Origin of the sequence: Asanoa hainanensis (genome assembly GCF_900188485.1) — a bacterium.
Taxonomy (GTDB): Bacteria; Actinomycetota; Actinomycetes; order Mycobacteriales; family Micromonosporaceae; genus Asanoa; species Asanoa hainanensis.
The window spans coordinates 39972-60400 of record NZ_FZPH01000001.1 but is presented as its reverse complement, the minus strand read 5'-3'; the positions used below and the strand labels follow the sequence as shown (position 1 = coordinate 60400).

General features: G+C 71.9%; 27 protein-coding genes. 8 read left to right on the top strand and 19 right to left on the bottom strand.

Features of this window, described 5'->3' with window-relative positions; translation table 11 throughout:
- Positions 1-4 precede the first annotated feature (4 nt).
- The 7 genes from CHC05_RS00285 to CHC05_RS00255 form a co-directional block, all read right to left on the bottom strand.
- Positions 5-337: an L-rhamnose mutarotase gene (locus tag CHC05_RS00285; protein ID WP_245870591.1), complete on the bottom strand. Its 333-nt coding sequence runs from the start codon at positions 335-337 to the stop codon at positions 5-7.
- Positions 338-347: 10 nt separating this feature from the next.
- A complete protein-coding gene (gene rhaS / locus CHC05_RS00280) occupies positions 348-1409 on the bottom strand; it encodes a rhamnose ABC transporter substrate-binding protein (RefSeq protein ID WP_089243377.1) in 1062 nt (353 codons plus the stop codon).
- Entirely contained in the window at positions 1406-2446 is a 1041-nt protein-coding gene (locus tag CHC05_RS00275) for an ABC transporter permease (RefSeq protein ID WP_089243375.1), read from the bottom strand. The genes rhaS and CHC05_RS00275 overlap by 4 nt, the downstream gene beginning before the upstream one ends.
- Positions 2436-3437 carry an ABC transporter permease gene (locus CHC05_RS00270; protein WP_089243373.1) on the bottom strand — a complete coding sequence of 334 codons (1002 nt, stop codon included), beginning with the start codon at positions 3435-3437 and terminating at the stop codon, positions 2436-2438. Before CHC05_RS00270 ends, CHC05_RS00275 begins: the two co-directional genes overlap by 11 nt.
- Positions 3434-4915: a sugar ABC transporter ATP-binding protein gene (locus CHC05_RS00265; RefSeq protein WP_089243371.1), complete on the bottom strand. Its 1482-nt coding sequence runs from the start codon at positions 4913-4915 to the stop codon at positions 3434-3436. Before CHC05_RS00265 ends, CHC05_RS00270 begins: the two co-directional genes overlap by 4 nt.
- A gap of 82 nt (positions 4916-4997) precedes the next feature.
- Positions 4998-5672, bottom strand: a complete 675-nt coding sequence (locus CHC05_RS41230; RefSeq protein ID WP_179265992.1) for a hypothetical protein — start codon at positions 5670-5672, stop codon at positions 4998-5000.
- A 71-nt stretch (positions 5673-5743) separates the two neighbouring features.
- A complete protein-coding gene (locus CHC05_RS00255) occupies positions 5744-6274 on the bottom strand; it encodes a CGNR zinc finger domain-containing protein (protein WP_089243369.1) in 531 nt (176 codons plus the stop codon).
- Between the two features lie 64 nt (positions 6275-6338).
- Between CHC05_RS00255 and CHC05_RS00250 the strand changes: the two genes are divergently transcribed.
- A complete protein-coding gene (locus CHC05_RS00250) occupies positions 6339-7286 on the top strand; it encodes an EamA family transporter (protein ID WP_425426703.1) in 948 nt (315 codons plus the stop codon).
- Here CHC05_RS00250 and CHC05_RS00245 read toward each other — a convergent pair.
- Together CHC05_RS00245 and CHC05_RS00240 are read right to left on the bottom strand one after the other, a co-directional pair.
- Positions 7278-7667 carry an Imm1 family immunity protein gene (locus CHC05_RS00245; RefSeq protein ID WP_179265991.1) on the bottom strand — a complete coding sequence of 130 codons (390 nt, stop codon included), beginning with the start codon at positions 7665-7667 and terminating at the stop codon, positions 7278-7280. The two genes, CHC05_RS00250 and CHC05_RS00245, sit on opposite strands and share 9 nt — an antisense overlap.
- Positions 7668-7671: 4 nt before the next feature.
- Positions 7672-8214 (bottom strand): SMI1/KNR4 family protein, encoded by a 543-nt coding sequence (locus tag CHC05_RS00240; RefSeq protein WP_089243363.1) that lies wholly within the window; start codon positions 8212-8214, stop codon positions 7672-7674.
- 86 nt (positions 8215-8300) lie between these two features.
- Here CHC05_RS00240 and CHC05_RS00235 point away from each other — a divergent pair, with 86 nt between their 5' ends.
- From CHC05_RS00235 to CHC05_RS00225, 3 genes are all read left to right on the top strand, one after another.
- Positions 8301-8897 (top strand): copper resistance CopC family protein, encoded by a 597-nt coding sequence (locus CHC05_RS00235; protein ID WP_089243361.1) that lies wholly within the window; start codon positions 8301-8303, stop codon positions 8895-8897.
- Positions 8898-8964: 67 nt separating this feature from the next.
- Positions 8965-10125: an acyltransferase family protein gene (locus CHC05_RS00230; protein ID WP_089243359.1), complete on the top strand. Its 1161-nt coding sequence runs from the start codon at positions 8965-8967 to the stop codon at positions 10123-10125.
- Between the two features lie 6 nt (positions 10126-10131).
- Complete coding sequence (locus CHC05_RS00225; protein ID WP_089243357.1) at positions 10132-10734, top strand: dihydrofolate reductase family protein; 603 nt, start codon at positions 10132-10134, stop codon at positions 10732-10734.
- On the opposite strand, the gene CHC05_RS00220 is transcribed toward CHC05_RS00225, so the two are convergent.
- Positions 10731-11294, bottom strand: a complete 564-nt coding sequence (locus CHC05_RS00220) for an O-methyltransferase (RefSeq protein WP_089243355.1) — start codon at positions 11292-11294, stop codon at positions 10731-10733. The genes CHC05_RS00225 and CHC05_RS00220 overlap by 4 nt on opposite strands.
- 84 nt (positions 11295-11378) lie before the next feature.
- On the opposite strand from CHC05_RS00220, the gene CHC05_RS00215 reads away from it, so the two are divergent.
- Together CHC05_RS00215 and CHC05_RS00210 are read left to right on the top strand one after the other, a co-directional pair.
- A complete protein-coding gene (locus tag CHC05_RS00215; RefSeq protein ID WP_089243353.1) occupies positions 11379-11945 on the top strand; it encodes a dihydrofolate reductase family protein in 567 nt (188 codons plus the stop codon).
- On the top strand, positions 11942-12145 hold the full coding sequence (locus CHC05_RS00210; protein WP_089243351.1) for a DUF7489 domain-containing protein: 204 nt from the start codon (positions 11942-11944) through the stop codon (positions 12143-12145). Before CHC05_RS00215 ends, CHC05_RS00210 begins: the two co-directional genes overlap by 4 nt.
- Here CHC05_RS00210 and CHC05_RS00205 read toward each other — a convergent pair.
- The 3 genes from CHC05_RS00205 to CHC05_RS00195 all read right to left on the bottom strand — a co-directional run bounded on the left by CHC05_RS00205 (position 12138) and on the right by CHC05_RS00195 (position 15281).
- Positions 12138-12911, bottom strand: coding sequence for a PPOX class F420-dependent oxidoreductase (locus tag CHC05_RS00205; RefSeq protein WP_089243349.1), 774 nt, complete (start codon positions 12909-12911; stop codon positions 12138-12140). The two genes, CHC05_RS00210 and CHC05_RS00205, sit on opposite strands and share 8 nt — an antisense overlap.
- Positions 12912-12959: 48 nt before the next feature.
- Positions 12960-14774: a hypothetical protein gene (locus tag CHC05_RS00200; RefSeq protein ID WP_144022430.1), complete on the bottom strand. Its 1815-nt coding sequence runs from the start codon at positions 14772-14774 to the stop codon at positions 12960-12962.
- Positions 14775-14870: 96 nt separating this feature from the next.
- A complete protein-coding gene (locus CHC05_RS00195; RefSeq protein WP_144022429.1) occupies positions 14871-15281 on the bottom strand; it encodes a hypothetical protein in 411 nt (136 codons plus the stop codon).
- Between the two features lie 83 nt (positions 15282-15364).
- Between CHC05_RS00195 and CHC05_RS00190 the strand changes: the two genes are divergently transcribed.
- Positions 15365-15859 (top strand): hypothetical protein, encoded by a 495-nt coding sequence (locus CHC05_RS00190; RefSeq protein WP_089243343.1) that lies wholly within the window; start codon positions 15365-15367, stop codon positions 15857-15859.
- Here the strand turns inward: CHC05_RS00190 and CHC05_RS00185 are convergent.
- The 5 genes from CHC05_RS00185 to CHC05_RS00165 are packed head-to-tail and all read right to left on the bottom strand — an operon-like array spanning position 15852 to position 18997.
- A complete protein-coding gene (locus CHC05_RS00185) occupies positions 15852-16334 on the bottom strand; it encodes a hypothetical protein (RefSeq protein WP_144022428.1) in 483 nt (160 codons plus the stop codon). The genes CHC05_RS00190 and CHC05_RS00185 overlap by 8 nt on opposite strands.
- A 17-nt stretch (positions 16335-16351) precedes the next feature.
- Entirely contained in the window at positions 16352-16750 is a 399-nt protein-coding gene (locus tag CHC05_RS00180) for a YkvA family protein (protein ID WP_089243338.1), read from the bottom strand.
- The gene (locus CHC05_RS00175) at positions 16747-17142 is read right to left on the bottom strand and encodes an HIT family protein (RefSeq protein WP_089243336.1); all 396 of its coding nucleotides are present in this window, start codon (positions 17140-17142) and stop codon (positions 16747-16749) included. Before CHC05_RS00175 ends, CHC05_RS00180 begins: the two co-directional genes overlap by 4 nt.
- 7 nt (positions 17143-17149) lie before the next feature.
- Entirely contained in the window at positions 17150-18403 is a 1254-nt protein-coding gene (locus tag CHC05_RS00170; RefSeq protein ID WP_089243334.1) for a sensor domain-containing phosphodiesterase, read from the bottom strand.
- Positions 18404-18448: 45 nt separating this feature from the next.
- Positions 18449-18997, bottom strand: a complete 549-nt coding sequence (locus CHC05_RS00165) for a TetR/AcrR family transcriptional regulator (protein WP_179265990.1) — start codon at positions 18995-18997, stop codon at positions 18449-18451.
- Between the two features lie 73 nt (positions 18998-19070).
- Here CHC05_RS00165 and CHC05_RS00160 point away from each other — a divergent pair, with 73 nt between their 5' ends.
- On the top strand, positions 19071-20033 hold the full coding sequence (locus CHC05_RS00160; RefSeq protein WP_089243330.1) for an alpha/beta hydrolase: 963 nt from the start codon (positions 19071-19073) through the stop codon (positions 20031-20033).
- Here CHC05_RS00160 and CHC05_RS00155 read toward each other — a convergent pair.
- A complete protein-coding gene (locus CHC05_RS00155) occupies positions 20023-20415 on the bottom strand; it encodes an SRPBCC family protein (RefSeq protein WP_089243328.1) in 393 nt (130 codons plus the stop codon). The genes CHC05_RS00160 and CHC05_RS00155 overlap by 11 nt on opposite strands.
- Positions 20416-20429: the final 14 nt, after the last annotated feature.

The following is a 20429-nucleotide window of genomic DNA, read 5'->3' as shown; positions in this document are numbered from 1 at the left end:
CGGGTTACGCCAGGTGGAAGACCTCGTCGAGAACGACGAAGCCGCGGTCCGGGCGGCCGTCCGGCAGGTCCACGAAGAACGGTGCCATGTCGGCCTGCCAGCGGGCGTTGACGTCCGTCGCCTCCATCGCGGCCAGCGACGCGTCCAGGTCTGACGTCAGGAAATAGCCCACCAGCAGGCCGTCGTCTCGCAGGAACAGCGAATAGTCGTGCCAGCCGGCCGCACTCAACGCGGCCAGCATCTCCGGCCAGACGGCGGCGTGGCGGCGCCGGTACTCCTCCAGCAGCTCAGGGCGAACCTGGAGTGTGAAACAGATCCGGCGCACGCCACCCTCCACGATAGACAGACTAGAAGTCGAACTGGTCGATGTTGGATGCCTCGAAGGTGAAGGGGTCGCCCAGGACGATCTCTCCCCCGGCGCCGACCTTGTACTCACCGAGCTTGCCAGCCTTGAAGGTGTCACCCTCCTTGCCGGTGATGATTCCGGATGCCAGCGCGGCACCGGCATAGGCGGCCAGGTAGCCCAGGTCCGCCGGGTTCCACAGCGCGAACGCCTTGCACGTGCCGTCCTTCACGAACGCGCGCATCTGGTTCGGGGTGCCCAGACCGGTCAACTGCACCTTGCCCTTGTACGAGGACCCGGACAGGTAACGCGCGGCCGCCGCCACACCCACCGTCGTCGGCGAGATGATGCCCTTCAGGTTCGGGTGCTTGGCCAACAGGCCCTGCGCCTCCTGGAACGACTTCTCGTCCTGGTCGTCGCCATAGACCGTGTCGACGAGCTTGAGCTTCGCGTACTCCGGCTTGGCCAGTTCCGTCTTCATCATCTCGATCCAGGCGTTCTGGTTCGTCGCGTTCGCCGTCGCCGAGAGGATCGCGATCTCGCCTCCGTCCGGGCCCACCGCGTCCGAGATCAGCTTGATCTGGGACTTGGCGATGCCGTCCGCGGTCGCCTGGTTGACGAACACGTCGCGGCACTCGGGCTTGGTGTCCGAGTCGTACGTGACGATCTTCGCGCCGGCCGTCTTGGCCTCGGTCAGGGCGCCGCAGATGGCGTCCTTGTCGTTGGCCGACACCACGATCACGTCGGTCTGCTGCTGGGACAGCGTGTTGATGTACGACACCTGCGCCGACGGGCTCGCCTCGGACGGGCCGGTCTGCGAGTACGCGCCCTTGAACTCCTCGACCGCCGACTTGCCGCCCTTGTTGTCGGACGTCTCGAAGTACGGGTTGTTCACCTGCTTCGGCAGGAAGGCGATCTTCAAGCCCTCCTTGATGGTGCCGGGCGCGGCGCCGGCATCGGAAGAGCCCGTATCAGTGCCCGAGCCGTCCTCCGCGCAGGCGCCCATCGCGAGCGTCAACGCCGCGAGGACGGTCGCCGCGACGACGCGTACACCTGTGGTCCTCATGGTTGGGTCCTTTCTGCAGGGGGTGGTCGTCGGCGTAGCCGCCCACGGGCCATGCGCACCACGTTGGGCCCGACGACGGAAGCGATGAGCAGCGTTCCGGTGACGATCGTCAACGCGTTGGCCGGGACGTCGGCCAGTTGCAACGCGTTGCGTAAAGTGCCGAGGAGCGCGACCGCGGCGACCACACCGAGCAGGCCGCCGCGACCGCCGAAGATGGACACGCCGCCCAGCAACACCGCCGCCACCACCGACAGCTCGAGGCCGTTGGCGTTGTCGGCCCGGGCAGACGCGAACCGGAACGTCCAGAAGACGCCCGCCAGAGCGGCGACCACACCCGTCGCCACGAACAACCAGAACTTCGTCTTCAGGACCGCGATCCCGGAGTACGCGGACGCCTCCGCGTTGTTCCCGATCGCGTAGAGCCCCCGGCCGATCGGGGTCGCGTGCAGCAGCACCCCGAACAGCACCGCGAGCACGGCAACCACCAGCACGAACCACGGCACGACCGTCCCGGGGATCGGCGCGATCATGTTGGTCGTCCAGGAGATCGGATAGTCCGCGACGGCGCGGTCGCCGAGCACCACGTAGGCCAGCCCCCGATACAGCGCGAGGGTGCCGATGGTGACCGCGAGCGACGGCAGACCGAAGACCGTGACGAAGACGCCGTTGACCGCGCCCAGCACCGCGCCGAGCGCCAGCGAGATCGCGATCAGCAACGGCAGCGAGGTCACGCCCGCCTGCCACAGCCAGCCCATCACACTGCAGGTCAGGCCGACCGTCGAGGCCACGCTCAGGTCGATCTCGCCGGTGATCACGATCAGCGTCATCGGCAGGGCGATCAACGCGATCGGGATCGCCTCGAGGATCACGAAGCGGTAGAAGCGCGGGTTGCCGACCCCGTCGATGGTCAGGCTGCCGACGATGATCACCGCGATCAGGGCGACGACGACGAGCAGGTCCCAGGAGCCGAGCACACCGCGGGCACGGGTACGGGACGGCGGGGTGACCGGCTCGCGGACCGGCGTGTCAACGACCACGGTCGCTGCCTCCTCGAAGTCGCCGGGCCAGCCGCACGGCCAGCGAGCGGTCCAGGCCGATGGCGGCGAGGATCAGCACGCCGACCGCGGCCCGTTGCCAGAACGGGTTGATGCCCAGCACGGGCAGCGCGCTGCCGATCGTGGTCAGCAGCACCGCACCGAGCGCGGCGCCGTAGACCGAGCCGCTGCCGCCGAAGATCGCCACCCCGCCGACGACGACCGCCGCGACGACGTTGAGCTCGCTGCCCAGGCCGGCGTTGGCGTCGATGGTGCCGAACCGGGCCGCGTGCAGGACTCCCGCGAGGCCCGCCAGGGCGCCGCTGGCGACGAAGGCCCAGAAGACGCGGCGGCCGACCGGGATGCCGTAGAGCCGGGCGGCGTCCGGGTCCGAGCCGATGGCGTAGAGCTCGCGACCGCTGCGGTACGACTTCAGGAACACGCCGGCGACGATCAGCACCACGACCGCGAACAGGGCCAGGACCGGCACGCCGAGGACGGTGCGGGTGCCGAGCGCGAGGAAGTCGTGCGGCATGTCCGCCGCGTTGATCTGGCGACCCGTCGCCCAGGTGTAGTCGATGCCCCGGAAGACGTACAGCGTGCCCAGGGTGACCACCAGCGCCGGCACCCGCGCCGCGGCGATCAGCCCGCCGTTGACCGCGCCGCACAGTGCGCCCAGCCCGATGCCGGCCAGCAGGGCGACCGGGATCGGCAGGCCCGGGTTGCCGACGAACAGGTTGCCGGTGGCGAACGCGGCCAGGCCCAGGATCGAGCCGACCGACAGGTCGACGTTGCGGGTGATGATGACGATGGCCTGGCCGACCGCGAGGATGGCCAGGATCGTGGAGCCGAGCAGCAGGTCCTTGATGTTCTGCGCCGACAGGAACCGGGTGTTGACCGCGAAGGTCACGCCGACCAGCAACACCAGCGCCAGGGCGATGCCGAGCTCGCGCACCACGAAGACGCGGTGGACGGCGGCGGTCGGGGCCGTCACGGCCGGGCCCCGGTCGCGGCGACCATCACGGACTCCTCGTCGGCGCCGGCCCGCGGGATATCGGCGACGAGCCGGCCCTCCCGCATGACCAGGACCCGGTCGGCCATTCCCAGCACCTCCGGCAGTTCGCTGGAGACCATCAACACCGCCACCCCGTCGGCCGCCAGCTCCGAGAGCAGGCGGTGCACCTCGGCCTTCGTACCCACGTCGATCCCCCGGGTGGGCTCGTCGACGATCAGCACCCGTGGCTCGGTCGAGAGCCACTTCGCGAGCACGACCTTCTGCTGGTTGCCGCCGGACAGCGTGGCGACCGGGTCGGTCGGGCGGCCGGCCTTGACCTGGAGGCGCTGGGTCCAGGTCGCGGCGGACCGGCGCTCCGCGCCGCCGAACAGCAGCCCGGCGCGGGACAGGGCCCAGCGGCGCGGCAGCGTGGCGTTGCGTTCGACCGACAGCTCCATCACCAGGCCCTGCTGGCGGCGGTCCTCGGGGACGAGCGCGAGCCCGGCGGCGATCGCGGCCGGCGTGTCGCCGGGCGGCAGCGGCTTGTCGTCGACGCGGACCTCACCGGCGTCCGGCTTGTCGACGCCGAAGACGGCCCGCACGACCTCGCTGCGGCCGGCGCCGACGAGGCCGGCCAGCGCGACGATCTCGCCGGCCCGCACCGTGAAGCTGACGTCCTCGAAGAACCCGTGACGGGTCAGGCCGCGCACGTCGAGCCGGACGTCGCCCGGCGTCGTGTCGACCTTCGGGAACAGCGTGGCGACGTCGCGGCCGACCATCTTGCGGACCAGCGCGTCGACGGTGAGCTCGGCCGCGGGAGCGGTGTCGACCCGACGGCCGTCGCGCATCACCGTGATCCGCTCGCACAGGTCGAACACCTCGTCGAAGCGGTGCGAGATGAACAGCACCGCGGCGCCGTCGTCGCGCAGCGAGCGGGCGACCGCGAACAGCCGCTCGACCTCCACACCGGACAGTGCCGCCGTCGGCTCGTCCATCACGAGCACCCGGGCGTTGGTGGACAGCGCCTTGGCGATCTCGACGAGCTGCTGGTCGGCGATCGACAGCCCACGCGCGGGGCGGTCGGGGTCGAGCCGCACGCCGAGCCGGTCGAACAGCTCGCGGGACCGGGCGCGCATCGCGGCGGTGTCGATCCGGCGGAGGCTGCGGCGCGGCTGCCGGCCCATGAAGATGTTCTCCGCGACCGACAGGTCCGGGAACAGTGTCGGCTCCTGGTAGATCACCGCGATGCCGGCCGCCCGGGCGTCGGCCGGGCCCCCGAAGGTGACCGGTTCGCCGTCGAGCAGCACCGTGCCGGTGTCCGGCGGGTGCACTCCGGCCAGGATCCGGACCAACGTGGACTTGCCGGCGCCGTTCTCGCCGACCAGCGCGTGTGCCTCGCCGGCGACCAGCTCGAGGTCGACGTCGCGCAGCGCCGCGACAGCGCCGAAGGACTTGCTCACCCGCTGCAGCGCCAGCATCGCACCTCCCGGCCGTGAAACGTTTCATAGACCGCTGTGGTGAAGACACTAGGGATGTCGATCCGTCAGCGCAAGAGGTTCGTCAACCGCCGGTGTGGCCCTCTTCCTCACCGTCGGCGGTGAAGGCGCCGCTGCCCTGCTCGGTCTCCAGGTAGACGTGCTGGTGGCCGAAGCCGGCGTCCACATTGATCTGGTCGAGCTGGGCGGCGGCCACGGACCAGGAGGTCGCGGCGGCGGTGCGGGCGCGGTCCGCGATCTCGATCAGGGCCGGCTGCCGGTCGGCGGGGCCGGCGACGGCGGCCGCGTAGAGGTCGACGGCGACCTGGAAGTCGCCGATCGCGCCACGGAACGCGCCGCGGGCGACGTTGGTGGCGGTCGTGCCGGAGGGGCTGTCGGCGTGCGCGGCGACCAGGTCCTTGACCACCTGCTGCCAGCCCGCGATGGTCGCGGCGTCGGCCGGCTTGCCGCCCGCGACGGCCGCGTCGAAGCCGGTGAGCAGCGTCGTCAGCTTCTCCTGCGAGGACCGCGCCACGTCGGTCAGCGACGTGATCTGGTCGCGGTCGCGCTGGGCTTCCGCCGCCTTGATGTCGTCGATCGCGCGGGTGGTCGCGTCGGGGCGTCCGACCAGGAAACCAACGAGCCCGGCGGCCAGTGCGGCGACCACGATGCCGGCGATGGTGGCCGCGAGGGGCACCCGGCGCTTGCGGTCGAGCTCCGCTTGGCGCACATAGGACGGCCTACCGGTCTTACGCGACATCGTCTCTCCAGGGTTGGTCGGACGACGGCCCCGCCGAGTAGCCATCTTCGATGGAACGGTAGCAGACCTGATCAAGACCCACCGGCGGCCGCACGCCGCGCCCGGTAGGCGTTGACCGCGGACCGGTTGCCGCAACCCGCGTCACAGAACCGCTTCGAGCGGTTCTTGGACAGGTCGACCAGGACGTTGTCGCAGTCCGGGTACGCGCAGCCGCGCAGCCGGTCCAGCGCACCGCTGCGGACCACGTCGACCAGGGCCATCGCGGCCTCCACGGTCATCCGGACGGCGAGCGGCGCGTCCCGGGGCACCGCGTGCAGGTGGTAGCCCCAGTTGTCGTGGCGGACCAGTTGCGGCAACGGCCGGCACTCGACCAGCAACGCGTTGACGGTCTCGACGAGGTCGTCCTCGCCGAGCTCCCAGAACCGGCGGAACCGCGGGCGCAGCGCACGGACCGAGTCGAGCTCCGCGCGCGTGCCGGTGCGGACCCCGCTGTCCTGGTGTTCGAGCAGGAACGCGTCGAGCGCGGCGATGTCGGCCAGCGGGGTGTTGACCAGCGCGGCGACCTGCACGAGGGCCACCTCGGTGTCATGAGCGAAAACCATCTTGACCCCTAACAGTCGCGCACCTAACGTCATCAGTGTAAGCCGGCTTTGGTCATGACAGGGGATCTTGATGGCACCGACCCGTTCGTTCGGCCTGCTGCTCGCGCTGCTCTCGGCCCTGACGTTCAGCACGTCCGGCCCGTTCGCACACGCGCTGCTCGGCGCCGGCTGGACGGCACCGGCGGCGGTGGCCACCCGGGTCGGCGTCGCGGCGCTGGTGCTCGCGGTGCCGGCTGCGATCGCGCTGCGCGGCCGCTGGGGTGCGGTGCGCCGTGACCTGACCGGCATCACGCTGTTCGGCGTGCTCGGCGTCGGCGCCGCCCAGGTGGGCTTCTTCAACGCGATCCGCTACCTGCCGGTCGGCGTCGCGCTGCTGCTGGAATACCTGGGCGTGGTGCTCGTCGTGTTCTGGATGTGGGCGGCACACGGCCAGCGCCCGCGGGCCCTGACCACGGCCGGCGCGGTCACCGCCGTCGTCGGGCTCGTCCTCGTGCTCGACCTGAGCGGCGGTGCCCGGCTGTCCCTGGTCGGCGTCGCGTGGGGCCTGTTCGCCGGCGTCGGGCTGGCGTCCTACTTCGTGCTCGGCGCCCGCGAGACTCCCGAGGGCGTCGAGGGTGTGCCCCCGCTGGCCCTGGCCACCGCCGGCATGGCGATCGGTGCGCTGGTCCTGCTCGTGCTCGGCGCGACCGGGCTGCTGCCGATGCACGCGACGTTCGGCCAGGTCACCCTCGGCGACCAGCGGATGAGCTGGCTCGTGCCGGTGGCCGGGCTGTCGCTGGTGGCGGCCGTGGTCGCCTACGTGGCCGGCATCGCCGCGGCCCGCGCGCTGGGCGCCCGGCTGTCCTCGTTCGTCGGGCTCACCGAGGTGCTGTTCGCGGTGCTGGTCTCGTGGCTCGTGCTGGACGAGTTGCCGACCACGGTGCAGATCGCCGGCGGCGCGCTGATCGTGGCTGGCGTCGCGCTGGTCCGGCTCGACGAGCGCCGCCCGGCCGAAGCGCTCGCGTCAGCCTGATCCCCAGTAGAGAGTCGAGTCGGGCCGGCCGTCGACGGCGAACGCGCGCACCGCACGCAGGGCGGTGGCCAGGTCGACGACCGCCCGGCGGTCGACCCGGCGGACCTGCCCGGCGGCGACGACGTCGACCTCGCCCGGCGGAGCGGACGGCGTACGCAGGGCGATGACGTCGTCGTGCTCGTCGGAGCCGAGGTGCACGAGGTACTCCCCCGCGCCGCCCTCGACGGCCAGGTACTGACCGTCGTGCCCGGTCAGCACCACCTCGGTGTGGCAGCGCTGGTCCAGCGCGCGCACCGCCGCCTCGATCTGGTCCGCGGTGGGGTCCGTCCGGCTGAGGCGGGACCCGCGCCCGTCCGCCCAGCGATCGCGTTCCAGCCGCATCGGCTCAGTGCGGACCGTCGAGCTCGGCATACAGCTGGTCATAACGGGCGTGGTCGACGGTGAACCGGAGGTCCGCCGTGAAGGCGCCGCGCTTGAAGCACTCCACGAAGAACGCCACCATCGCGGGCAGGTCAACGAACGCCATCCGGGTCGGCTCGCCGGACCGCACCGCGACGACCCGCGGCTCGTACGCGCCGGACCACAGCACCGCGAACAGGTCGCCCGCCTCCGACGCGAGCAGCGGCAGCCAGCCGTCGCCCAGCAGCAGGACCGGATCCTCCTCGTACGCGGGACGCAGCCCGACCGCCTCGGCGAGCGCCAGGGGCGCGTACCCGGGGATGACCTCGATGTCCCCGTGGTCCTGACCGGGGGCGCGGGTGACGCCGTCGTGCCAGCCGAACCACTCGACGACCACGGGCGGCAGCGGGCCGTGCCGAGCGGTCCCGTCGGCCGGCAGGCCGGGCACCAGCAGGTCGACGACCGGACGGCGGAGCATCCGCAGCCACCACTCCAGGTCGTCGAGGCGATCGGTCAGTGACTCCTCCACACGATCACCAGCGCCGCGCGGCGGCCCGATGTCACACCGGTCCCCGGCGAGCCGCTAGTTTGTCCGGAACGACACCTGGAGGATCGATGCGTCGCCACCCTGCCGCAGCTCTGGCCGCCCTGCTCGTCGGGCTGGTCGTGGTCGTCGCACCCGCGACGCCCGCGGCGGCGCACACCAAGCTGGCCAAGTCGGTGCCGGCGGCCAAGTCGACCGTGACCAAGCCGGTCACCGCGCTGACGCTGACCTTCAGCGGGCTGATCCGGCAGGACGGCACCGTGGTCGTGGTCCGCGGCGCGGACGGCGCGAAATACCAGGACGCGGCGCCCACGGTGCTCGACAAGACGATCACCCAGCCGGTGCGGCCGCTGGCCGTGGGCGCGGTGAAGGTCGAGTGGAAGACGGTCTCCAGCGACGGGCACCCGATCTCGGGCAGCTACACGTTCACCAACAAGGTGGCGCCGCCCGGGCCGACCCCGACCGTGGAACCGGAGGCGACCGTGGCGCCGAGCGTGGAGCCGAGCGCGGCTCCGCGCACCGACGTGCCGCTCGCGTCGTTGCCGGTCGCCGTGCTGCCCGGCGGCGAGCCGTCGAGCACCGTCGTTCCCTGGGCCGTCGGTGGCGGTGCGGTCGTGCTCGCCGGGCTCGTCGCGCTGTTCCTGCTTCGGCGGCGCCGCGCGTCCTGAGGGTTTGTCCACAATTCGGGTACGCCCGGATGCGATCGACGCGCGACCCCGATAGGGTCGCCGTTCTATGCCCGCCTCCCCCAGGGCCGCTGCCCCCTCCTCACGCCTGCCGTCGCTGACGGGTCTGCGGTTCGCCGCCGCGCTGCTCGTGTTCGGCGTGCACGCGTACTCGTTCATCCCCGTCGGTGGTTTCGCCCACGACCTCGGGCACCTGCTGCTCGACCCTGGCGACCTCGGCGTCTCGTTCTTCTTCGTGCTCTCCGGCTTCGTGCTCACCTGGGCCGCCAAGGGTGGCAGCGCGCGGCCGCTCGGCCGCTTCTTCGCGGGACGGGTGCTGCGGATCTATCCCGCGTACGTCGTCGCGCTGGCCCTCGCCGTCGCCTCGAAATGGGTCGGCGACCTGGCCGATCCCGTCGGCAACCGGATGAACCAGGTCAACGGCCACAACCTGACCACGAGCCTGTTCCTGGTGCAGGCGTGGTATCCGGATGATGTCACCTATCTCGGCATCAATCCGGTGGCCTGGTCGCTTTCGTGCGAGATCGCGTTCTATGCGGCGTTCCCGCTGCTGCTGCCGCTGCTGCGCCGCCTCACCGGCCGGGCGCTGGCCGGCGCGGCAGCCTTCTTCGTCGTACTCGGCCTGCTGATGCCGTTGATCGCGCACCTGTTCGTCGACCCGGCCTACCAGCGCTGGTTCGTCTACGTCCTGCCGGCCACCCGGGCGGTCGAGTTCGCACTGGGCATCACGCTCGCGCTGCTGGTGCGCTCCGGCGCCTGGCGCGGCCCCGGGCTGCCGCTCGCGTCGGCGCTGTTCGCCGCCAACTACCTGGTCGTCAACCTGCTCCCCCACCAGGTACGCGACACGGCGGCGGTGCTGGCCACGACCGCGCTGCTGATCCCGGCCGCCGCGACCGCCGACCTGACCGGCGCACGGTCGATCTGGCGGCACCCGGTGCTGGTCCGGCTCGGCGACGCGTCGTACGCCTTCTTCCTGGTCCACCTGACGATCGTCACCACCGCGATGACCATCCTCGGCCGATCGCACGACTACCCCGCATGGCAGGCGATGTCGCTGGGCATGGGGTTCCTGGTCGTCTCGTACGCCGTCGCCCTGCCCCTGCACCGATACGTCGAGGCGCCCGCTATGCGCCTTCTGCGCCGCCGCGGGTCGCGGGCTCCGATCCCCGCGCAGCGGTCACGACAGCCGGAGCAGATCGGCGTAGGCTAGTCCGATATGGGCAAGGTTGTCGCTGACATTTCCATTTCCCTCGACGGATACGTGGCAGCGCGCGGGGCCGACCTCGAACACGGCCTCGGCATCGACGGCGAGCCGATCCACGGCTGGGTCTTCGCCGGCCACCCGGTCGACTCGGAGATCCTGTGCCGCGGCCTCGACGAGACGGGCGCGGTGGTGATGGGCCGCCGGCTGTTCGACTTCGTCGACGGCCCGCACGGCTGGACCGACGAGCTCGGCTACGGCGCCGGCAACGACCAGGCGACGGGCGGCCCGCCGGTGGTCGTCGTGACCCACTCCCCGCCGGACTCGTGGCGGCTGGGCGACCGGTTCAGCTTCGCCACCGACATCTGCGCGGCGGTGGGCCAGGCCCGGACGGCGGCCGGCGACAAGACGGTGGTCGTCATGGGCGGTGCCGAGGTGGTACGCCAGAGCGTGCTGCTGGGCCTGGCCGAAGAGCTGCGCCTGCACCTGTCGCCGTGCCTGGTCGGCGCTGGCACGCCACTTTTCCGCCCGGGCGACCAGCCCGCACCCAGGCTGCGCCAGACCGACGTGGTGGTCTCGCCGCACGCCACGCACCTGACGTACGCGGTGCTCCGCTAGCTTCTCCGGGTGCCGATCACGACAGCCAGGTCGGGGGCGAGCCGGATCTGAGTGGCGTGCAGGTGCGGGTGGTCGAGCCAGCGCAGGCGGGCGTGGTCGACCTCTCCGGCGTGCCGGGGCGGCCAGTCGGTGGTCGGCGTGAAGTCGTCGATGACCACGGTGCCGCCGGGCTTCAGCCAGTCCCCCGGCTCCGCGAATCCGGCGTTCGGGGTCTTGCCGTGACCACCGCCGTCGAGGGACAGCAGATCGAACGGTCCGTGTTCGCGGAGGTCGCGCCAGTCTCCGGTGTGGACGGTGACGTTCCGGCGGCCTTCGAACAGTGCCTTTGCGGCGGCGGAGCGCTCCGGGTCGCGCTCGATGCTGACCAGGCGGACTCCGTCCGGGGCGCCTTCGGTCAACCACGCGAGGCCGACCCCACAGCCGGTGCCGGTCTCGCCGATCACGCCGCCGGCCGGGACGCCGCCCGCGAGCAGCCGCAGCAGGTGCCCGTGCGCGGTCACGCTGGAGTGAGCGAACCGCTGCTCGGCCGCGAGGAGCGTGGCTGCCCGCACCAGATCCATGTCGCCAAAGATACGAGTTCCGCGGCTGTCGAACCGCGGCGGTCGGCTCCGACGTAGCTGTGACGGCACACGAGGAGGCAACCGATGCGCAAGATCATTTACTGGGTGCACACGTCGGTGGACGGGTTCATCGACGGGCCGAACGGGGAGTTCGACTGGCCGAGGATGGGTCCGGAGCTGTCCGCGTACTCGGAGAGCCTGGACACCCGGGTCGACACCATGCTGTTCGGCCGGCCGGTCTGGGAGATGATGGTCGGGTTCTGGCCGAACGCCGAGTCGATGTCGGACGACCCGCACGTCGCCGCCTTCGCCCCGTTTTGGCGGGCCACACCGAAGATCGTCTTCTCGCGTTCGTATCCCGGCGACGAGTGGACCAGCCAAGTCATCCGCGACGACCTGGCCGGTTCGGTGGCGGCGCTCAAAGCCCAACCCGGCCGGGACATGCTGCTCACCGGCGGCGCGACGCTGGCGGCGGCGCTGACCGCGCTCGGGCTCGTCGACGAGTACCACGTCGCCGTGCACCCGGTCGTGCTCGGCGGCGGTCGCCGGCTGTTCGCGGCGCCGGAACAGCGGCAGAACCTGGAACTGGTCGATGCGCGTACGGTCGACGGCAGGGTCGTGGTGTCGCACTACCGAGGAGGATCCCGATGACGGACGGCGAGGCCTGGAGCGGCACCGTCGTGAAGAAGGCCCGCGCGCTGCTCGACGGGTCGAACCTCTATCGACGTCTCAAGGTCCGGCTCGACGACGGCACCGAACAGGACGTCAAGGTCGACCGCGAGACCTGGAAGCGGGTCAAGGTCGGCGACCGGCTCGTGAAGCAGCCGGGCGAGGACCCGCGCGTCAGCTGAGCTCCAGTTCGAAGTGGACGGTGCGGCCGGTCGTGCGCCGGCCCAGCCGGTGCGTCAGGGGCACGAGCACCCGGTGCAGCAGGGGGTACTTGGCCCGGAGCGCACGGGCGGCCGCGGTGTTCTCCGCCCCGGTCAGCCGGTGCGCGACGGCGTGGACGGCCGGGCCGGTCGGCACGCCGCGGGCGGTGGACGGCGCGACGGTGACGGCCGGGTTGTTGCGGATGCGGCGGGTCTTCCAGGCCTTCTCGTAGCTGCGCACGTAGGCCCGGTCGCCGACCACCACGATGCTGACCGGCGTCGTGACCGGTGTGCCGTCGCGGCGGAACGTCGTCAGCGCCACCGTCTTCTGCCGCACGAACGGCGCCCAGTCCGGCGCCGCGGTGCCGCCGACGTGGCCGAGGACCCAGCCGAGCTGGCGCCACCGTTCCACCAGGGCCAGGGCGGCCACCGCGGCCGCCACCGCGATCAGCGTGGTCTGGCCGGTGGAGCCGCCGACGTCACGGTCGGCGATGTGGGCCGCGGTGTGGGCCACGCCACCGACCAGGTACGCGCCCAACGCCACCGTGAAGCCGTCGGCCCACACGACCGCGAGCAGCAGCCCGGCCCCGAGGCCGAGCTGGAACGCGCCCGCGTCGTGCACGAAGTGCCGGCTCGGCGGGAAGTCCACGAGCGCCGCGAAGTCGGCCGGTGCGACCAGGCACCAGAAGCCCGCGGCGAGGGTCACGAGCGCCAGCAGAACGGCGATTGCCGGAACGATTCGTCTCATGACCGGTGGACGGCGTAGCGCGCCCGCGTGTGACGGCCCGGCACCCGGTTAGTGACGCAGCTCAAACCGGCGGGCATTCGGCACCTCGATCGTGTCGTCGTCCGGCAGCAGCCACACCGGGTTGCTGAAACCGAGGGGCGTCTCGTCCGCGGCATAGGCCTCGACCCGCAGGTAGCGCCCGCTGGCCCGGTCGAGCCGGAACGGCAGCGCCTCGCCCCCGGCAAACGCCGTCGCCGGGAACGGTTGCCGCTCGATGCTCCGGCTGGTCGCTCCGCCACGGTCACAGACACCCACCACGACGTCGACGCGCGCGCCCACGGGCAGGTGGTCCGCGAAGATCTCGACCGGCGCGTACGCGGCATCGGTCCTGATCACCTGACCCATCGCCCGCCGCCCGTCGACGAGCAGGTCCAGCGCGCCGTCGCGCCACAGCCGCTGGTGGTTGAGGAACACGTGGCCGGCGGCCAGCGCGGCGATCAGATCTCTGGCCCGGCGCGACCTCGACCACGCCGACGTCTGGAAGAGGTCCTTCGTGGTCCAGTCCCGCCCGGCGTGGTCGTCGTTGCGGCTGGTCGCGGTCAGGAAGAGCGCGTTGCGGGCGGCGACGTCGAACAGGTCGAGGCGCTGCCTGGTGATGGTCGAGACGCCGCCGGGGTCGACGGTCTCCATCAGGTCACAGCCGAGCGCCCGGCTCGCCACGAGCTCGGCCGCGTCGATCGGTGGATGGTTGTACTGCACCAGGGCGCCGCGCTGGTGGTACCACCGCACCATCTCCCGCGCCGCCGCCACGCTGTCGTCGAGGACGGGTGCGACGCCGCGGTCCGCGTACGGGAACAGCTCGAAGTGCTCCATGTAGACGTTGAGGTGGCGCACCATCGACACCTCGGAGCCGAGCAGCTGGGTGATCCCGCGGTAGCGGCGCCCGAGCCGCTTCATCAGGTCACGCTGCTCGCGTACCGCCCAACGGGTCTGGTCCCGGGTCCGCTTGATCCGCAGGTGGTCGAACACGCCCTGCCCGGTCGCGTTGTTGCGGGCCCGCACACCGAACCGCAGCCGCGCGAGCGCGGAGTCCTCGGCCATGATCTCCGGCCAGAACGTATGGATGTCCTTGCGCGGCCGGATCTTGAGTGTCTGCCAGCCGCCGGTCGCCGGCACGGTGACGACGCCGGTCAGCTCGCCTCGCAGGGTGCGCGATGCCTGGCCGCCGACGCGGTACTCGAGCACGTAGACACCCGCGGGCCGGCCGGCCGTCGCGGGTCGATAGGAGGTCTCGAGCTGGACCACGACCTCGGCGTCCGGACCGATCCGCTCGGCGAGCACGTCGACGAACAGCGTCGTGTCGGTGAGGTTCGTGGTGTAGAAGCTGTTGCCACCGTCGGCGAACAGCCACGCCGCACCCCACTCGGCCGCGCTGGTCCCGGTCGCGGTGACCCGCAACGCCTTACCCGGCTCGTCGGGGCTGTGCGGCTCGTCGACGAAGGCATGCCGCGCGTCGGTGACCGGCCCTTCGTTCTGCGGAACCCAGGCGAGCTGCTGGCCCTCGTCGGTCCCGTCGAACCGGATGCCGTCGTAGTAGCCGTACGCCTCCATGCGCCAGTCGTGGTCGGTCCACCAGACCACGTCGGTGCCGGTCTGTTTCGCCTGCTCGAGCTGCGCCAACATGCTGGCGCCACCGCCGCCGTCGGCCCAGCTACCGCCTTCGCTGAACGACGAGTGGGTGTGCATCGACATGCTGACCGGCACGCGACCGAGCCGCTCGCCACCGCGCCGGGCCACGGCGGGCGAGCCCAAACCACCGACAGCCGCCGCAACCCCGACCCCGGCGCCCAACACGGCCCGCCGCGACACTTCCCGTTCCACCACCGATGAACGACCGTTCCGCGGCGACGGGTACGGCCTCTGCGGCGCCGCCTTGCGGGGGTACGAGCCCGTTGTCGCGGACGGCGCCGGACGGATTCCTTACGGCTGCCGCTTCCACGTTCGCGGGTCGCGATGGTCCGCGTCCGGAGCGAGGTCCAGGGCCTGCTTCACGCCTTCCCAGTTGAGGTCGCGCAGCCGTTCGCCCAAGGCCGGGTCGCGCTCGGAGGCCGCGTGCAGGTCGCTCAGGTGGTCGAGGGTCCAGGCGACCTGCTCGTCGATGGCGCCCGGTGAGCCCGCCGGGTCCAGGCCGAGCGCACGCGCCCAGACGTCGATCACGTACGCGGTGTCGCCGTGGACTCCTGCGACGACTCCGCGTTCGCCTCGGTCGTTGAACAGGTGCACGTCGATGACGCCGTCGGTCAGGACGGTTCGGCTGCTGCCCATCGCGCGCTCGTCGAAAGTCGACTCGACCAGCGTGAAGCCGCGGGCGAGGAACGGCTCGGGATCCACGGTCGGCACACTAGCCGGGAGCGTCAAGGTCGTCAGCCCGCCGGGTGACAACCCCCGAGGCCGCGCGGCGGTTGGATGGCGGGATGAGTTCGTTCGCTCGGGTCGTCGTGCTGTTCGCTCTGCTGGCGGCCGCCGCCGGCATCCGCGCCGATCCGCCGTGGTCCTTGTGGCTCGCGGGCATCGCCCTGCTCACGGCCGCTGCCGTGCTGGCGCTGGAACTGCGGATGCGCCGGTACGAAGCAAGGGAGGAAGCGCGGCGGTCGGCCTACGCGGACCGGCCCCGAACGCTGGCGACGCGCGCCGTGCGGTCGCTGACCGACGACATCGACGAGGACCTCAGCCGAGCCGACTACGCCCGACGGATGCGGCACAAAGCTTCTCGGACGGCGCCCGCCTCGCGGCGGCTGCGCCCACCGCCGTACCGTGCGGCGCTCAGCCCGATCGGCGACCCCGAGGATCACGTCGACACGATCGCCGAGCGGGTCGCCCAGCGGATGAAGTGGGACGCGCTCTGGTGGTTCCTTGCCGCGGTCGCGGTGTCGATCCCGGTCGGGATCTTCGTCAACCAGATCAGCTGAGGGTCAGCGGCACGGTCACCTCTGCCGTGAGCGGGGTGCCGACGGCGTCGAGCGGCGTCACGAGAAGCTGCGACTCCGTCGCGAACGCGCGCGTCAGGAACAGGCCGTCGTGGACGGCGGCGCGCACCGTCGTGCCGCCCGGAGCGCGGACCGTCACCGCGCGGGCGCCACGGGTCGGCACGGTGCCGACGAACCCGCCCAGGACCTCGCTCACCGCGAACTGGTCACGTCCACCGCTCGCGCCGACCGCCGAGTCACCGCGCCCGTCCGAGCCGCTTTCCACGTACCAGCCCGCAGGGCCGACCCACAGCCGCACGGTGCGGGACGCGTCCAGTGACACGGTGTCCGCGACGGCATATCCGGCGGGTGGCCGCCATTCCTCCACCGACGCGCTGCCGACGTCCGGCGACCAGCGCACCACGGCCGCGAGAACCAGGCCGACGCCGAGCAGCCCGACAACGCTCCGGACATTCACGGGGACCACGGTGAGGATCATCGCACTCCGCCGGTCAAGCGCAGCAGGGCCGCGAAGCCGTCGTCGGTCCCTGGCCAGTGGCGCCGGACGGCGGGCAGGCCGGCGCGGCGGACCGTGCTCCGCAGCACGATGACGACCAGGATCGCGTCGTCCGCGTACCCCAGGATCGGGATGAAATCGGGTATCAGGTCGATCGGCAGCGCCAGGTAGCCGAGCAGCATCGCCAACCGCACCCGGACCCCGCGGGGCAGGTCGCGGTCGACCGCCAGCCGCCGCAGCAGGCGGAGCAGGTCGGGCAGCAGCCGCAGCGCCTCCTTGAGCAGCCCGCCGCGCGGCCGCCCGAGCGCCAGCGCGGCGACCAGCACCAGCCAGGTGGCCACGACCGCGACCGCGATGCCGGCCAGCGCGCGGATCACTCCAGGGCCGCCAGGATCCGGCTCTGCGCCGCGTCGAGCTCCGCTGCCGGCGGGTCGTGGCGGACGTTGGCGAAGTCGAAGTCGGCCAGGCCCCACGCCGGGAAGACGTGCACGTGGGCGTGCGGCACCTCGAAGCCCGCGATCACCAGGCCCGCGCGCGGCGCGTCGAACGCCTTTCGCACGGCCCGGCCGACCAGGGCCGCGACGGAGGTGACGTGAGCCCACAGCGCCGGGTCGAGGGTGGTCCAGTCGTCCACCTCGGACACCGGCACGACGAGCGTGTGGCCCGGCGTGAGCGGGGCGATGCTGAGGAACGCGACCACCCGGTCGTCGCGGTAGACGAACCGGCCGGGCAGCTCGCCCGCGATGACCAAGGAGAAGACCGACGGCATGCCGCCATCATGCCTCGATGCGGCGCACGAGGCTCTGCGCCGCCGCGATGACCAGATCACGCTCGTACGTGACGGCGTAGTCGAACGGCGCGTCGTCGGCGGGTCGTGGCTGCCGGGCAACCAGCGCCGCGCCGAAGTGCGGGCCGACGACCACCACGACCCAATCCCGGGCGAGCGGGTCGTCGGCGCGCAGTGCCGTGCCGCGTACGCCGTCGGCCGGCTCGTCCGGCATGTCGACGGCGAAGGTCGCGACCATGACGCTCGCGGCCGCCAACGAGGCGTAGCGCTGGGCGAGGGCGGGGCTGAACCGGCGCGCGTCCTGGAAGCACGCGACCAGCACGCTCGGCTCGGCGGGGTCCGCGGCGCGATACTCCAGGTGCCGGCTCATCGACGCGAGGAGTTGCCGGTTCGCGGGCCGGGTGGGCCGCTCGGCGGTCACCACCTCGAACGGGGTCCGCGACGAGAGCGGGTCGTGGCTGATGGTCAGCGTGCCGGCCCCCGCCGACGAGGACCAGTCGTGGGGCAGCGGCGCGGGCCGCCCGTACAACCAGCCCTGCCCCAGGGTCGCGCCCATCGCCAGGGCCATCGTCGCGTGGCGGGGCGACTCGATGCCCTCGGCGAGCACGGTGGCGCCGGTGCGTTCGACCTCGGCGAGCACGCCGTTGACCGTGCGCGCCACCACCAGGTCGGGCCGGTTCTGGATGAGGGAGAGGTCCAGCTTGATGACGTCGGGGCGGACGAGCGGCATCATGGCGAGGCTGGCCGGTTCGGCGCCGACGTCGTCGATGGCGATGCCGATCCCGTTGGCGCGCGCGAGGAACGCGGCGTGCAGGACGCCGGCGGGGTCGTGGGTCAGGTTGCGTTCGGTCAGCTCGACCACGACGCTGAGCTGCCGTGCACCCACCACGATGGTGTCGAGCAGGTCGTCGGGGCAGTCCACGCCGACCGAGACCGGCTCGGCGTTGAGGAACAGCGTGACCTCGGGCGGCATCCGGTTGAGCAGCGCGGCCCGCATCGCGGTAGCGCGACAGACCCAGTCCAGCTCCGCCGACCGGCCGACCCGATAGGCGTACGTGAACAGCTTCATCGGTTGTTCGAAGGAGGATCCCCGCGGACCCCGGGTCAGGGCCTCGTAGCCGATCACCCGGGTGGTCCGCAGGTCGACGACCGGCTGGAAGAGCGTGGTGACCCGACGGTGGTCGACGATGTCGTCGAACTCCTCGCGCAGACCCGCCACGGCACAGACCTCCCGTGGCAGCATCACACCAGGTCAGCGGCCCGCGCGGGCGAATGCGCGAACGCGGCCCTAGCGCAGGGCGCGGACGACCATCTCGACGAGGGCGTCGACGTCCGCGTCGATCATCGGCTCGCCGGTCATGCCCATGCGGTGCAGCAGGGTGCCGATGACGACGTCGATGAGGAACAGGACCCGCTGCTCGGGTTCGTCGAGGGTCTCCTGGAGTACGAGGCGGTACGGGTCCTGCAGCTGGGTCGACAGGATCTCGCGCAGGGCCGGGTCGTTGATGGCGTCGGTGAACACGCCCGCGAAGGCCGCGCCGACTCCGGGCTCGCTGATCTTGGCCGCGCCCCAGCGGACCGCCGCCGACATGATCTCCGCTCGGCTCCCGCCCGCCAGCGGCAGCGGGCCGAACGCGTCCACCAGGCAGGCGGTCATCAGCGCGCCCTTGGACGGCCAGCGCCGGTAGATCGTGGTCTTGGCGACCCCGGCCGCGGCGGCGATGCGGTCGACGGTGGCGTGCGTGTAGCCGAGCTCGTCGACTGTGCGCAGCGTCGCCGCGAAGACGGTCGCGTCGACGCTCGAGCGGGGACGGCCCGGCGGCCGGTCGGGTGCCATGGCCAGAGCCTAGCAATTATGCTACCGTCGGTTTCGATACTCGAAGTAGCGAAACTGCGATCGAGGAGGAGCCATGAGCGAAACCCGCCAGCCGATCAGGCTCAGGCTGCTGCAGGCCGTACGCAAGGAACCGGACTGGTTGACCATGCCGGCCGAGCGGCTCGACGCGTTCCGGGACGCCGAGAACCGCCGGCGGTCGTCGCCGCTGATGCGGGTCGTCACCGGATTCCCGAACCGCGGCACCACCATCGACTGGCAGGAGGTGCCGCTGCCCGACCGGGTGCTGCGCGTCCGGGTCTACCGCCCGTCGCCGGCCCGCACCGGCACCGTCACCCTCCCGCTCGTGCTCCACGTGCACGGCGGCGGGTTCGTGGGCACGGCCGTGCAGAGCGACTGGATCAACAGCCACCTCGCCGGCCGGGTGCCCGCGGTGGTCGTGTCGGTCGAGCACCGGCTGGTCGCCGAAGGCACTCCGATGTCCGCCGCGGTCGACGACGGCCGGGACGTGCTCCAGCACGTCCTGCGCGACCCGGAGCGGTGGGGCATCGACCCGACCCGGGTCGCCGTCTTCGGCGAGAGCGCCGGAGCGCTGGTCGCCGCACAGGCCGCGCTGAGCACCAGGGACGCGTTGCGGGCGCAGGTGCTCGTCAACCCGTGCGTCGACCTGACCTCGACGGCGCTCGACTATCCCTCGATGGCCGAGCACGCCGACACTCCGACGCTGACGGTGAAGCAGATGGAGCTGTTCCGCCGCCTGGCCGTTCCAGAAGGGACAGACCCAGCAGCCTTGTCACCGTTGTACGCGGACGACCTGACCGGGCTGCCGCCGACGCTGGTCGTGGTGCCGACCCTGGACCCGCTGGCCGACCAGGGCCGGGCGTACGCGCGACGGTTGGCCACGGCCGGGACACCCGTCGACCTGGCCGAACACCCGGGAGCGGGTCACGCGTTCCTCAGCATGCCGGGGATGGTGCCGCAGGCCAGGGCGGCGCGCGACCAGATCGCCGAGTTCCTGCGGGACGAGCTCATTCCATGAGGGACTTGAGCGTACGCAGGTCGGTGAGCACCGCCGCGGCGTCGGCCTCGAACGCCTCCGGGGTGGTGCCCTCGCGGCGGAACACGGTGAACACGACCTCGCTGCCGTCGGCGTTGGCGAAGACGCGCATCGGGTTGTAGAACGTCTGCCCCGACGGGAACGTCACGTCGTGGTCGAGCACCCCGAACGGGTTCGGCGGCGCGAACATGATCACGATCGGACCGTCCGGCGTGTCACCCACCCAGCGCTCGTCGACCCGCACGACCGCCCCGGTGAGGCCGGCCGTCCAGCGCGGCAGGTTCTCCGGGTTCGCGACGAACGCGTACACCTCGGCCGGCGGTCGTTCGATGGCGACACTCAGGTGTAACGACTCGTAGCTCACCCGGTCAGTCCTAC